Annotated in this window: 15 protein-coding genes; 8 read left to right on the top strand and 7 right to left on the bottom strand. The window is 59.3% G+C overall.

From position 1 onward, the window contains the following. Nucleotides 1–152: 152 nt before the first annotated feature. Nucleotides 153–665, top strand: coding sequence for a metallophosphoesterase family protein (locus LGH74_RS13690; protein WP_226176540.1), 513 nt, complete (start codon nt 153–155; stop codon nt 663–665). 126 nt (nt 666–791) lie between these two features. On the opposite strand, the gene LGH74_RS13695 is transcribed toward LGH74_RS13690, so the two are convergent. Then, nucleotides 792–1,094 (bottom strand): hypothetical protein, encoded by a 303-nt coding sequence (locus LGH74_RS13695; protein WP_226176541.1) that lies wholly within the window; start codon nt 1,092–1,094, stop codon nt 792–794. 116 nt (nt 1,095–1,210) lie between these two features. Here LGH74_RS13695 and ltaE point away from each other — a divergent pair, with 116 nt between their 5' ends. Further along, nucleotides 1,211–2,251, top strand: a complete 1,041-nt coding sequence (gene ltaE / locus LGH74_RS13700; protein ID WP_226176543.1) for a low-specificity L-threonine aldolase — start codon at nt 1,211–1,213, stop codon at nt 2,249–2,251. An 84-nt stretch (nt 2,252–2,335) separates the two neighbouring features. Here ltaE and nhaA read toward each other — a convergent pair whose 3' ends face one another. After that, nucleotides 2,336–3,508 carry a Na+/H+ antiporter NhaA gene (gene nhaA, locus LGH74_RS13705; RefSeq protein WP_226176544.1) on the bottom strand — a complete coding sequence of 391 codons (1,173 nt, stop codon included), beginning with the start codon at nt 3,506–3,508 and terminating at the stop codon, nt 2,336–2,338. A gap of 153 nt (nt 3,509–3,661) precedes the next feature. Between nhaA and LGH74_RS13710 the strand changes: the two genes are divergently transcribed. After that, nucleotides 3,662–4,321 carry a metallophosphoesterase family protein gene (locus LGH74_RS13710; protein WP_226176545.1) on the top strand — a complete coding sequence of 220 codons (660 nt, stop codon included), beginning with the start codon at nt 3,662–3,664 and terminating at the stop codon, nt 4,319–4,321. Continuing rightward, the gene (locus LGH74_RS13715; RefSeq protein WP_348532996.1) at nt 4,308–4,961 is read left to right on the top strand and encodes a DNA-3-methyladenine glycosylase family protein; all 654 of its coding nucleotides are present in this window, start codon (nt 4,308–4,310) and stop codon (nt 4,959–4,961) included. Before LGH74_RS13710 ends, LGH74_RS13715 begins: the two co-directional genes overlap by 14 nt. Nucleotides 4,962–4,971: 10 nt before the next feature. Here LGH74_RS13715 and LGH74_RS13720 read toward each other — a convergent pair whose 3' ends face one another. The 3 genes from LGH74_RS13720 to LGH74_RS13730 are packed head-to-tail and all read right to left on the bottom strand — an operon-like array spanning nt 4,972 to nt 6,398. Continuing rightward, the gene (locus tag LGH74_RS13720; protein ID WP_226176546.1) at nt 4,972–5,178 is read right to left on the bottom strand and encodes a CHASE3 domain-containing protein; all 207 of its coding nucleotides are present in this window, start codon (nt 5,176–5,178) and stop codon (nt 4,972–4,974) included. A gap of 30 nt (nt 5,179–5,208) precedes the next feature. Then, a complete protein-coding gene (locus tag LGH74_RS13725; protein ID WP_226176547.1) occupies nt 5,209–5,475 on the bottom strand; it encodes a hypothetical protein in 267 nt (88 codons plus the stop codon). 5 nt (nt 5,476–5,480) lie between these two features. Further along, the gene (locus LGH74_RS13730; RefSeq protein ID WP_226176548.1) at nt 5,481–6,398 is read right to left on the bottom strand and encodes a DUF58 domain-containing protein; all 918 of its coding nucleotides are present in this window, start codon (nt 6,396–6,398) and stop codon (nt 5,481–5,483) included. Nucleotides 6,399–6,669: 271 nt separating this feature from the next. On the opposite strand from LGH74_RS13730, the gene LGH74_RS13735 reads away from it, so the two are divergent. From LGH74_RS13735 to LGH74_RS13750, 4 genes are all read left to right on the top strand, one after another. Beyond that, the gene (locus LGH74_RS13735; RefSeq protein ID WP_226176549.1) at nt 6,670–7,023 is read left to right on the top strand and encodes a DUF3276 family protein; all 354 of its coding nucleotides are present in this window, start codon (nt 6,670–6,672) and stop codon (nt 7,021–7,023) included. 427 nt (nt 7,024–7,450) lie between these two features. Beyond that, complete coding sequence (ychF, locus tag LGH74_RS13740) at nt 7,451–8,551, top strand: redox-regulated ATPase YchF (RefSeq protein WP_226176550.1); 1,101 nt, start codon at nt 7,451–7,453, stop codon at nt 8,549–8,551. A 79-nt stretch (nt 8,552–8,630) separates the two neighbouring features. Then, on the top strand, nt 8,631–8,840 hold the full coding sequence (locus LGH74_RS13745; protein WP_019947089.1) for a zinc ribbon domain-containing protein YjdM: 210 nt from the start codon (nt 8,631–8,633) through the stop codon (nt 8,838–8,840). An 82-nt stretch (nt 8,841–8,922) separates the two neighbouring features. Next, complete coding sequence (locus tag LGH74_RS13750) at nt 8,923–9,480, top strand: suppressor of fused domain protein (protein WP_226176551.1); 558 nt, start codon at nt 8,923–8,925, stop codon at nt 9,478–9,480. Nucleotides 9,481–9,553: 73 nt separating this feature from the next. Here LGH74_RS13750 and LGH74_RS13755 read toward each other — a convergent pair whose 3' ends face one another. Together LGH74_RS13755 and LGH74_RS13760 are read right to left on the bottom strand one after the other, a co-directional pair. Continuing rightward, nucleotides 9,554–11,008 carry a M48 family metalloprotease gene (locus tag LGH74_RS13755; RefSeq protein ID WP_226176553.1) on the bottom strand — a complete coding sequence of 485 codons (1,455 nt, stop codon included), beginning with the start codon at nt 11,006–11,008 and terminating at the stop codon, nt 9,554–9,556. Nucleotides 11,009–11,264: 256 nt separating this feature from the next. Next, a complete protein-coding gene (locus LGH74_RS13760) occupies nt 11,265–12,719 on the bottom strand; it encodes a M48 family metalloprotease (protein ID WP_226176554.1) in 1,455 nt (484 codons plus the stop codon). Nucleotides 12,720–12,820 lie beyond the last annotated feature (101 nt).

The following is a 12,820-nucleotide window of genomic DNA, read 5'->3' on the forward strand; positions in this document are numbered from 1 at the left end:
AAAACACAACATAAATATTGGCAAACGGAAATCCCTGAAGGATGGGCAAGATACGGGATGCAGCCGGTTCTGTTGCCGGGCCGTAGCCCAACAGTGATTTTAACAAGCCGGATTCGTCGTAAGCCTCAGACAGGCCCTACTTTTACGCAGTAATGAAAAAAATCGGTTTACTTTCGGACACCCACAGCTACTGGGATGCGCGCATCCTGCACTACCTCGCCGGCTGCGACGAAATCTGGCACGCCGGCGACTTCGGCACGGCTGCCGTAATCGAAGCCCTGGAGGCCGTAGCGCCCCTGCGCGGCGTGTATGGCAACATCGATGGCCGCGACGTGCGCCTGAGTCAGCCCTTGGTGCAACGCTTCGACGTAGAGGGCCTGCGGGTACTTATGACGCACATTGGGGGCTACCCCGGCCACTACTCCCCTGCTGCCCGCGCTCTGCTCACTGAGGAGCGGCCCGGCCTGTTTATTTCCGGCCACTCCCACATTCTCAAAGTAATGCCCGACCCCAAGCTGGGCCTGCTGCACCTAAACCCCGGCGCGGCCGGCATGCACGGTTTCCACAAAGTCCGGACAATGCTGCGCTTCGAGGTAGCCAATGGCAAAGTGCAGCAGCTGCAGGCCATTGAGCTGGGGCCACGAGCGGCCGGGCGAGGGGAATAAAAAAAGCATGTCCTTGCGAGACGCAGCCGTGGCAAGGACGTGTAAAAATAAAAAAGCGCCTCCTTCCTGGGAAAGAGGCGCTTTTTCAAATCTATAGAAGCCAACCGACTCGGGTGGCAAGCCTATTTAGAGGGCAATTTCCGGTTTGGGATGCTCGCCTTCCTGGCCGTCTTCGTTTACGGGCTTGGTTACGGCTTCAGCATCGTCAAATGCTTCGGCATTGGCCTGGGTCGTAGCGGTTTTAGCTGCGGGAGCAGCTTTGGCTTCGGTGGCTACTGGAGCAGCGCCGCCGTTGAAGCGGGACTTCAGTTCATCAAGGTCCACGTTCTTTAGAACGGGGGTCAAAAGCAGTTGCTTGATGATGCGCTGCTTGTTATTGGCACGCGCAATGTTCTTGCGGTGCTTCCGCTTCAGTCGGGTGACGCTCATATCCGGGTCGGTTAAAGTCTTTTTGTAAAGGAGGGGCAAAAGTAAGTCTTATTTTTGAATCGGGAAACAGTTGTTGCTTCTTCCTTGTCATTCCGTTTTTACTTTGCTCCCCTACTATGGCTGAACCTGTTATTGATTTACGCTCTGATACCGTCACGCGGCCCACGGCGGCCATGCTCGACGCTATGCTCCGTGCCCCCGTCGGCGACGACGTGTACGGCGAAGACCCCACGGTGCGGGCCCTGGAAGAATCTTCCGCCGCTCTATTCGGCCTGGAAGACGGGCTGTTCTGCCCCTCCGGCACCATGACCAACCAGATTGCCATCAAGGCCCACACCGAGCCGCTGAGCGAGGTAATTTGTGAGCAGACGGCCCACGTTTACCTCTGGGAAGTGGGTGGCATTGCCTTCCACTCGGGGGCATCGGTGGCCCTGCTGCCAGGCGACCGGGGCCGCGTGACGGCCGCGCAGGTGGAAGCCGCCATCCGGCAGCCCGACAACGTGCATTACCCCACCTCCAGCCTCATCTGCCTGGAAAACACCAGCAACCGGGGCGGCGGCAGCTGTTACTCACTCGATGCCATTGCCAGCATTGCCGAAGTAGCCCGGCGCCGCGGCCTGGCCCTGCACCTCGACGGGGCCCGCATCTTCAACGCGCTGGTAGCTACGGGCCAAAGCGCCGCCGATTACGGCCAGTACTTCGACTCGATTTCAGTGTGCCTGTCGAAAGGGCTGGGCGCGCCGGTGGGCTCGGTGCTGCTGGGCAGCAAGGCCTTCATCCACAAGTGCCGCCGTATCCGCAAGGTGATGGGCGGGGGCATGCGGCAGGCCGGCATTCTGGCGGCGGCGGGTATTTATGCCCTGGAGCACAACGTGGAACGCCTGGCCGACGACCACCGCCGCGCCCGGGAGCTGGGTGCTACGCTGGCTGCGCAGCCCTATGTAGCCGAGGTGCTGCCCACCGAAACCAACCTCGTTATTTTCCGTCTCACCGAGGAAATGCGGGCCGAAACCTTTCTGGCACACCTGGAGCAGCACGGTATCCGGGCTTCTTCGTTTGGCCCCCAGATGATTCGCTTCGTAACTCACCTCGACGTGGACGACACGATGGTAGAGCGGGTAAACCACGCGCTACAGGCCCTGAGCGTACCGGCCTAGAAACGGCAGGAAGTATTCTTCTACAGTAAGTTGACCGTCATGCCGAGTAAAGTCGAGGCATGACGGTCTTTTTCTGCGTCCTTGTTACTCAATCACGCCATTCCCTGCAACTTTACTGTCGTCGGCTTTGTCGGCCAGGTGCAGCACAACGAGGCCGGTAACAGCGGCCAGGAAGGAACCTAGAATGACGGCCAGCTTGGCCAGCGCAATCCGACTAGGGTCGGTGAAGGACAGGTTGGCCACGAAGATGGCCATGGTAAACCCGATGCCGGCCGTGAAGCCCAGACCCAGCAGCTTATACCACGTGACGCGCTCCGGCAGGCTCGAAATGCCGGCCTTTACCGTAAGCCAGGTGGCCCCGAAAATACCGAGCGGCTTGCCCAGCAGCAGCGCCAGCCCGATACCCAGCCCCAACGGGCTCAGCAGCTCCCCCACCGACTCGGCCGACAGCACAATGGCCGTGTTAGCCAGGGCGAAGACCGGCAGAATAAAGTAGCTGATGGGCTTGTGCAGCGCCGCTTCCAGCTTCTCGATGGCGTCGGTGGGAATGGTGAGGGCCAGCAATACCCCGGCAATGGTGGCATGAATCCCCGACTTGAGCACGCAGAACCACAAAGCCAGCCCCAGCAGAAAGTACAGCGGCAGCATGTTTACCTTCAGTCGGTTGAGCAGCGCCAGCCCCGCGAAAACACCGCCCGCCGCCAGCAGATACGGCAGGTGCAGCTCGGCGGTGTAGAAGAGCGCAATGATGAGCACCGCAATTAAATCGTCGATGATGGCCAGGGCGGTGAGAAACACGCGCAGGCCGGGCGGTATCTTTTCGCCCAGCAACGAAAGGATACCCAACGAAAAGGCAATATCGGTGGCTGTGGGCACGGCCCAGCCGTGGCTGGCGGGCGTGCCGGCATTGAAGGCCAGGTAGATGCCGGCCGGCACCACCACCCCACCCACGGCCGCCAGCATGGGCAGCAGCGCCTGCCGGAAATCGGTCAGCTCGCCGTAGAGCACCTCCCGCTTGATTTCCAGGCCGACGGAAAAGAAAAACACGACCATCAGGCCGTCATCGACCCAGTGTGCGGCAGTTTTTTCCAACGGCGGCCAGCCCAGCGGCATTTCCCAGAAATGCAGATAGGCGCCGCTCCAGCCCGAGTTGCTGATGAGCAGCGACACCACCGTAGCTAACAGCAGCAACAGCCCCGAAAGCTTGCCGCTTTCCGACAGCTCCCGGATCGGCCCAATTATTCTGCGTAATGGCATGGGGCAAAGCTAGCCATTCGAGCGACGAAGCAGCGCGGCCTTGCGTACACCTTACGACTCCAAACTAACTCCCATCTTTGCGCCCGGCGGCCAGCAGGGCATTTGCGGCCCGCATTAGTCCGCCATGTCGCGCTGCCTCCCGCTCTTGCTCCTATGAATCTGTTTGTTATCGGCGACGTTCACGGCTGCTACCATACCCTGGTGGAGCTTTTGCAGCACTGGCAGCCCCAGCAGGAGCTGCTCATCCAGGTGGGCGACCTGATGGACCGGGGCAATTTCGCGCCCGAAACCATTGGGCTGGCCATGAATTTGAGCGAGCAGTACCCGCAGCAGACGATTTTTTTGAAAGGCAACCACGAGGTCGGGATGCTGCGGCACTACGGAGCGCAGGGGCCCTACCCCAACTGGCTGCTGTGGGGTGGGCGCAACACGTTTGCCCAGTATGGGCACCGGCGCGAATTGCTTAAAACTCACCTGCCGTGGCTGGCCCAGCGGCCCTTGTTCTGGGAAAATGACCACGTATTCGTGAGCCACGCCGGCCTGGCCGATACGCCCGACCCGCTCGACGAAGACAACCCCGACGGTATTCTGTGGCGGCGCGGGCCACTGCGCAACATCGGCAAGCTCCAGGTTATCGGCCACACGCCCACCGACGATGCCCGGCCCGATTTCGACCCGGTAGCCTACGTGCTCAACCTCGACACCGGCGCCGTGTACGGCCGGGCCCTCACTGCCGCCCGCATTGCCCCCAACGGCGACATTCTGCAGATTTTTTCCGTCCCCACGCACCCCTCCGACAGTGACCGAGCCTGACCTGACTTCCACCGCCGACCCAGCAATGGCCGCCGCCCTTACCCACCTGCGCCAAGCCGACCCGGTGCTGGCCGGCATCATTGCCCGGGGCCGGCCCATTGCGCCCCGGCCCCACGAAGATTTGTACCTAGCATTGCTGCGCGCCATCGTCAGCCAGCAGATTTCGACCAAAGCGGCGGCGGCCATCTGGCGCAAGGTGCAGGCCCTGTTTCCGCCCGACGGCTACCCCGAGCCGGCCGCCCTGCTGCTGCTCACCGACGAGGACCTGCGGGCCGCCGGCATTTCGCGCCAGAAAGCCGGCTATCTGCGCGCCATTGCCGACTTCGCCCAGCGCGACCAGCTCGACCACGGCCACCTCAGCCAGCTCGAAGCCGAAGCCTTTACCCAGCACCTGACTCAGATCAAAGGTGTGGGCCGCTGGACGGCCCAGATGCTGCAGATGTTTGCCCTCGACCAGCCCGACGTGTTTCCCGAAGGTGACTTGGGCGTGCAGAACGCCATGCGCAAACACTACGGCCTCGAAGAAACCGGCCGCGCCCTACTGCGCCGCATGACAGAAATTGCCGAGCCCTGGCGGCCTTACCGCACGCTGGCCAGTAAGTATATGTGGCAGTCGTTGGACAATACACCTGACGAGTAAACTGGCGGTCCTAAGCGTCGACGTCGGGCTGGTTGCCGGCCCGCTTCTGGTCGCGGTAGGTTACCACCATGACCACGAAAATAGCCACAAAGGGCACGCAGAACCCGAACAGCATCCAGCGCTTCAACGAGCGGTTGTTCATGTGGGCAATGTAGCCCGTTATCAGGGCCGAAGGGATGCTGAGGAAGATGACGGCAAACAGAAGATCAATGAGCATAAGCGCGTTGAGAGAGAAAAGAATTGCCGGCTACCAGTACTGCTCCGGCACTTGGGCCAGCTGGGCTTCCCGGTCCCAGTTGGCGGGCTGCAGCTTGGGGTAAAACCACTGGCCACCGGCTGCCAGCCACTTTTCGCGGTGGACCCGGGCGCCCGCAGCCGAGTAATCGTCGATGCCAAACTGCGCCCCGCAACACTCGCAGGTACCGTAGTCGGGTGCGTCTTCGGCAGGGCCCCAGGGCGAGTAGTCGTAGTCGAGGCCGCAGACGCGGCAGTACCAGAGGGAAATGGTAGCCACGGCCGTTAGCGGACTTTGCCGCGCTTTACCAGGTAGGCGTAGAGCACCTTATCGAACGGCTCCCGGATATCGACGGGCACGAAATCGATGCGGTACTGGCCGCAGCGCAGGGCCAGCTCCTGCTCGTACTGCTGCATAGCGGTGCGGTACTGCTCGCGCACCTGGCCCGGCTGCAGCTTGATCTGCTCCCCGGTTTCGACATCCTCAAACAGGTAAGGCCGCTCGGCAAACTCAAATTCCGACTCGGTGGCGCGGTCCATGATGTGGAACAAAAGCACCTCGTGCTGCTGGTGGCGTAGGTGCTGCAGGGCGGCCAGGCTGGCGGTCTGCTCCTCGGGGTTGCGGCCCAGCATATCCGAAAACAGCACGACCAACGAGCGTTTGGGAATCTGCTGGGCAATCTGGTGAATAACGCCCGACACGTCGGTGGCCCGGCGCGGGGCCGCCGGGCGCTCCAGCAGCTGTTGTAGCGTGAGCAGCAGCGTGTGCCGGTGCGAAGTGGTGGAGCGCACGGGCGTTTGGAGCTCGATCTGGTCGGCGAAGGTAACCAGGCCGACGGCGTCGCGCTGCTTCTGGAGCAGCGTGGTGAGGGCCGCGGCGCAGAGTACGGCAAAGCGCAGCTTGTCGTGGCCGGGCGCGGGGTAATACATGCTCGGGCTCACGTCGAGCAGTAGGTGGCAGCGCAGGTTGGTTTCCTCCTCGTAGCGCTTCACAAAGAGCTTATCAGTGCGGGCAAACACTTTCCAGTCGATGTGGCGGGTGCTTTCGCCGGGGTTATAGAGGCGGTGCTCGGAAAACTCTACCGAGAAGCCGTGGTAGGGCGACTGGTGCAGGCCGGTAATAAAGCCCTCCACGAGTTGGCGGGCCAGAAACTCCAGATTCTCAAACGAGCGGACGGCAGCCAGATCCAGTGGTTTCGACATCGGGGCAAAGGTAAGGTGGTGAAACTATGGCCGGAAAAGCGGCGGCCGGAAGCATAGGCTTTAATCGATATAATCCAGCTTTCCGGCTGAGCCCAACTTTTGCCAGCCTTGGTCCTAAACTTCCGTCTACAAAAGCGGCAAGCTGTAAAACAAAGGTACCCGGCATTTTGTGCAAAAAATTTGACCTCAATATTTTTATATACGGCTCTAACACTTTACTTTGGGTTGCAATTCAATCATCTTGGAATAAATCAACTTATTTGAAGGCACCGTGGAAGACCGTCACGATCAGGAAGAAATCTACTCCCAACGTATTAAAGCTGGCAAACGCACGTACTTTTTCGATGTAAAGGCAACGCGCGGCCAGGACTACTACCTCACCATCACGGAAAGTAAGCGCAAGCTGCGGGATGATGACACGTTTTCCTACGAGAAACACAAAATCTTCCTCTACAAAGAAGACTTCGCCAAGTTCGTGGATGCCCTGCAGGACGCCGTGGATTACGTGCGTGAAGAGCTGCTCACCGAAGAGGAAGTAGCCGAACTCGACCGGCCCCGCCCCGCTTACGACAACTTTGAAGGCGACAAAGGCTTCAACCCCAACCGCTCCGACGACAACTACTAGCCCCGAAGCTTAGCGAAACACAGCTCTACTCTTCTCGAATTCAGCTCCTTCGCGCGGCGCGCTTTGACTCACAAGTCGAAGCGCGCCGTTTTTTTGTTGTTGCGGTTGGTCGTTGCTTGGTCTGTCATCCTGAATGCAGCGAAGCGGAGTGAAGGACCTGCGTCACCTACCCCACTGAGGGTTTTACCAATGTAACAAAGCTCTTTACTACTGTCTGTAGCGACAAAGGGCTTTGCACATTGAATTTAGCTCGTCACTCAGGTAAGCAAGGTTCTTCGCAGGCTCAGGATGACAGACGAGAGCAAGCAGTGAAGGCCTGCGTCGGATTACGCCAAGGATTCCCCGAAAAACAGCCGTACCTTTGCCCCTCGAATTACGCGCCTTATGGCCGTAACTCACCATTTCACAACTTCACTATTTCACTAATATGGGTCTCCGCTGCGGAATCGTCGGTTTGCCGAACGTGGGTAAGTCCACGCTGTTCAACGCCCTTTCGAACGCCAAGGCCGAATCGGCCAACTATCCTTTCTGCACCATCGAGCCCAACGTGGGCGTGATTACCGTGCCCGATGAGCGCCTCCAGATTCTGGAAGCCCTGGTGAATCCCAAGCGGGTGCTGCCCACTATTATCGAGTTTGTGGACATTGCCGGCCTGGTGAAAGGTGCCTCCAAGGGTGAAGGCCTGGGCAACAAGTTCCTGGCCAACATCCGCGAGGTAGACGCCATCATCCACGTGGTGCGCTGCTTCGACGACCCCAACATCGTGCACGTAGCCGGCGGCGTCGACCCCGTGTTCGACAAGGACGTAATCGACACTGAGCTGCAGCTCAAAGACCTGGAAAGCATCGACAAGAAGCTGCAGAAGTCGGAGCGCTCGGCCAAGGCCGGCGACGCGGCAGCCAAGAAGGAAGTAGCCATTCTGCAACGCTTCAAGGCAGCCCTGGAAGCCGGGCAAAATGCCCGCGCCGTGCCGGCCGACGACGTGGAGCTCGAAGCCGTAGCCGATTTGCAGCTGCTTACCATCAAGCCCGTGATTTACGTGGCCAACGTGGACGAGGCCAGCATAAAGACCGACGGCAACCACCACGTGGCAGCCCTGCGCGAGCATGTAAAAGCCGAAGGTGCCCAGGTAGTGCTGGTATCGGCGGCCATTGAGGAGCAGATTGCCGACATGGAAGACCCCGAGGAAAAGGAAATGTTCCTAGGCGAATATGGCCTCACCGAATCGGGCCTGAACAAGCTCATCCGCGCCAGCTACGAGCTGCTGAACCTGATTACCTACTTCACCGCCGGTGTGCAGGAAGTACGCGCCTGGACCATCCACCGGGGCGACAAAGCGCCCCAGGCAGCCGGTGTTATCCACTCCGACTTCGAGAAAGGCTTCATTCGCGCCGAGGTTATCAAGCTGGCTGACTATCAGGAGTACAAGACCGAGGTAAAGATCAAGGAAGCCGGCAAGATGGCCGTGGAGGGCAAGGAATACGTGGTGCAGGACGGCGACATCATGCACTTCCGCTTCAACGTCTAATCACCGATTACGCTGATTATCCGCTAATTGCGCTGATTTTCTTTCGGTTATCCTCGCCTCTTCTCTGTAACAAACCACTATGGACGTAAAAGACAGCAACGGCAACCTGCTCGCCGAGGGCGACTCGGTGACGCTCATCAAGGACCTGAAGGTGAAAGGCTCGTCTTTGACCCTGAAGCGTGGCACGGTAGTCAAGAACATCCGGCTCACCAACAGCCCCGCCGAAATCGAAGGCCGCGCGGGCGGCTCCACGATGGTGCTCAAAACCGAGTTTCTGAAGAAGGCTTAGTTTCGGCGGCTTCTTTGGCAGCAACCAGTAACTTCAACGCCCCGGCCGGTATTTGGTCGGGGCGTTTTGATTCTAATCTATTATGAACTCCCTGGAAAAATACTTAGAGCACCTTGACAAAATATTCCAAGTTGAACCGGAATTCTTCCCGGAAACGAGTCTAATAGAAGGATTGAAAGGGGTGACGACAATAGCATACAGAGATATTCCAGAGCAAGGAATGGTAACCGGTATTACCTATGGTTTATCCTTATATAATCATCCTGATTGGGTACTAGGGCGCCCTGAACTGTGTGTATCTGTTGAATCAACAGATATTCTTTGGGCTTGTGTAGCAGGCTTCTTGGCTAACAAAGGCAGAGGAAACTTCGCATTTTGTTATGGCAATACAATCAACTTTCACGAGCGTGTTTCAAATGATTCGGAAATGGACGCATTTCTTGTATTTGCTCCGGCGATATTAGATCCTGAAGATTACTTAGATATTGATGTAGGGCAAGATTATAAAATCAACATAGCAGGCTTATTTCCTATATACTCTTCTGAAATAGAAATTTATAATCGTATCGGTCTTGAGAAGTTTTGGCATCACCCAGGTTTTAATCAGTATGACGTAAATAGAAAGAGAATTCTTGCTTAGATAATCCATAAAAGGAAATGCCCTAGACGGTACCGTCTAGGGCATTTCCTTTTATGGTAGTTTATAATATCCGCTACTTCCCCACCACTTTAAACAGCGTCCCGGCCGGGAGCTTGGTGGTGAGCTGCATGCCGTTCAGAATAGCCATGTCCTCACGCTTGGCGCTGGGTACGCCGTTGGCAGCCAGGGCAGCCGAGAGGGTAGTAGCCGTTTTCACGGTTTTGATGCGGATTTTCTCGGGCTGGCGGTTCAGCTTGCTGGCATCGGTGAGGCGGGCAAAACCCTGGGCTACTTGGGTGAAGGTAGGCGCGTAGGTAGCAAACGAGGCCGGAGCGGTGAGGCCGATGAGGGCGTAGATGCTGTTGCCATCCTGAATGAGGTAGCTGAGCGTACGGGCGCTAACGCCCTGCTGCCCACTCTGGTCCTGGCTTACCTGGTCGGCCTGCACGGCAATGGCGGGGAAGCCGTTGATGGTGGTACGGCTGGCCTGCGGCGACTGGAGCTGCAGCTGTTTCACCAGGGCTTCAGCGGCGGCATCGAGGGAGGTGCCGGGGGCGGGCAGCAGCGCAATGAGGGCTTTGCCGTTGGGCTCGGCCATCTGGAACTGCTCGGGGGAGTTCTGCGACTTCCAGCCCGAAGGCACCGGGAAGCGGAATTTCAGATCAGGATGGTAGAATACGCCGCCTTCCACGAAGCCCTGGCGCGGGTCTTCACCGAAAGGCAGCCCTTCAATGGAGCGCAGGTAGGAGTCCCGGTTCACGGCCAGCTTAGCCGAGCCCGTTTGCTGCTTAGCCTGCGCGGCCAAGCCCTTTACGCGGGTGTAACGGTCGGCGGAGTTGGGGTGAGTAGAGAGGAAAGTGGGGATGCCGCCAGCGCCACTCTGGGCTTCAGTGCGCTGCAGCGTCTGGAAGAAGTCGGCCATATTGGCCGCGTCATAACCGATTTTAGTGGAGTATTTCACCCCCAGCACGTCAGCCTCATTCTCCGCGTCGCGGCCATATTTCAGCAGGCCCAGGCCCACCACCTGAGAAAGAGGCTGAGCCAGAGAGGCTACCCGGCTCGACACCATGGAGCCCACGCCCAACAACAGGCTGCTGATGGTGCTGCGCGTCTGCTGCTTCTGGCCGTGGCGGGCCGTAATGTGGCCCAGCTCGTGGCCCAGTACCCCGGCAAACTGCGCCTCGTTGTTGAAGTAAGCCATAATACCGCGCGTAAAGTACACGTGGCCGTCGGGCGTGGCAAAGGCGTTAATCACCGGCGAATCGACGATAGTGAAGCCGTAGTCGCCGGGCCGGTCCGACACTTTGTTCATCTGCTGGCCCTTGGTATCGATGAGCTTTTGCAGCGTGGCATTGCTGTAGAGGCCAAACTGGGCCAGCACGGCCGGATCGGGCTTGGGGCCCTGCAACGGCGCGAGGTAGTAGCGGAAGGGTTTTTCGGCCGGGGCCGAAGTGGTAGAGCCGGCCAGGGGCAGTAGCGTGAGCAGAAGCGCGCCGGTGGAAAGGCCGCGCAGAACGGAAGATTTCATAGGTGGAAAGCGGCGTGGGCCGCGTAGCATGAGGAAGGATGAGCTTGCAACGGCCGGCCCGCGGGCAGGGTTGCAAACCGGGTGAACCAACACCCTGCCGCCCGCAAAAGGCGCGGCTGAAGCGGGTAAGCCAAAAAACCTGCCAAACCCCACCCCAACCCCTCCCCGCTGTGAGAGGGACTTTTTTTACTATTGCAACGACAACTTTATAAGTCATTGCAGTGCTACTGTAAGCCCCTCTCCCAGCGGGGAGGGGTTACTTGCCCACCACCTTAATCAACGAGCCGGCGTTAACTTGCTCGTTGAGCTGCATGCCGTTGAGAATGGCCATTTCTTCGAGCCGGGCTTCGGGTACGCCGTTGGTTTTCAGGGCCTGGCTCAGGGAGCTGCGCAGCTTCAGGGTTTTGACGCGCACGTGCTCGGGCTGGCGGTTCAGCTTGCTAGCGTCGGTGAGGCGGGCAAAGCCTTCCATGGTGCTGCTGAAGGTGGGCTGGTAGCTGGGAAAGTCGGCGGGGGCGGCGGCGCCGAGCAGGGCGTAGATGGTTTTGCCGTCTTGGATAAGGTAGACCATGGTGCGGATACCGGCCACCGACTGCCCGGTTTGCGGGTCCTGCTGCACCTGGTCGGCCACGAAGGTGAGGGCCGGAAAGCTGTTGACCGTGGTGCGGCGCGAATCGGTGGGCTGCAGGCTGAACTGCTTCACCAGGGCCTGGGCAGCTTCGTCGAGGGAGGCGCCGGGAGCCAGGGCCAGCATCATGAGGGCCTTGCCGGCGGGGTCGGCCATCTGAAACTGCTGGGGCGTGTTCTGGTGCTTCCAGCCGGCGGGCACCGGGAAGCGGAACTTCAGCTCGGGGTGGTAAAAGGCATTATTTTCCACAAAGCCCTGGCGCGGGTCTTCGCCGTACACGATGCCGTCAATCATGCGCAGGTACTGGTCCCGGTTGATTTTCAGATTCGTGGGGTTGCCATTCTGCTGCTTCCACTGGTCGGCCAGCTGGTGTACGCGGTTGTAGCGGTCGGCCGGGTTGGGGTGGGTCGAGAGGAAATCGGGAATGGGCTCGGCAGCGCTTTTCTCCTGCTCACGCTGCAGGGTCTGGAAGAAATCGGCCATCTGGGAGGCGTCGTAGCCGATTTTAGAGGAATAGGCCACGCCCAGCTCATCCGACTGGCTTTCGTCGTCGCGCCCGAACTTGAGGAACAGCAGCTGCATGCCCTGGGCGGCCTGTTCGCCAAACTGGGCCAGCCGGGGCGAGGCAATCATGGCGCCCATCAGCCCTACCTGCCCGATGATGGCGTTGGTTTGCTGCTTGGCCGAGTGCCGGGCCGTCACGTGGCCGATTTCGTGGCCCAGCACGCCGGCAAACTGCGCCTCGTTGTTGAAATGGGCCATAATGCCCCGGGTGAAATACACGTAGCCACCGGGCACGGCAAAGGCGTTTATCACCGGCGAATCGACGACGCGGAAGGTGTAGGTCAGCTCGGGGCGGTGCGAAATAGCGCCCATGGCCTTGCCCTTCTCGTTGATGAAGTTTTGCAGCTTCTGGTCGGGGTAGATGCCAAACTGGGCCGCCACGGCCGGGTCCGACTGCTGGCCCATAGCCAGCTCCTGCCCTTTCGAGACGAGCATCACTTCTTTTTTACCCGTCACGGGGTTTACGGAGCAGGCAGATGTCAGCAGCAGTGCGGCGGCAAGAGGCAAGGTCGGTTTCATGGGCAAGTGGGCGGGTGAAAAGGGTTTTGCTAGCTGCAACGCGCCGCCGGGGCTTTGGTTACGGCACTGAAGTGCATGAGTACTTTGGAGTACCTATTGAA

The organism is Hymenobacter lucidus, from assembly GCF_020447265.1.
Classification (GTDB): domain Bacteria; phylum Bacteroidota; class Bacteroidia; order Cytophagales; family Hymenobacteraceae; genus Hymenobacter; species Hymenobacter lucidus.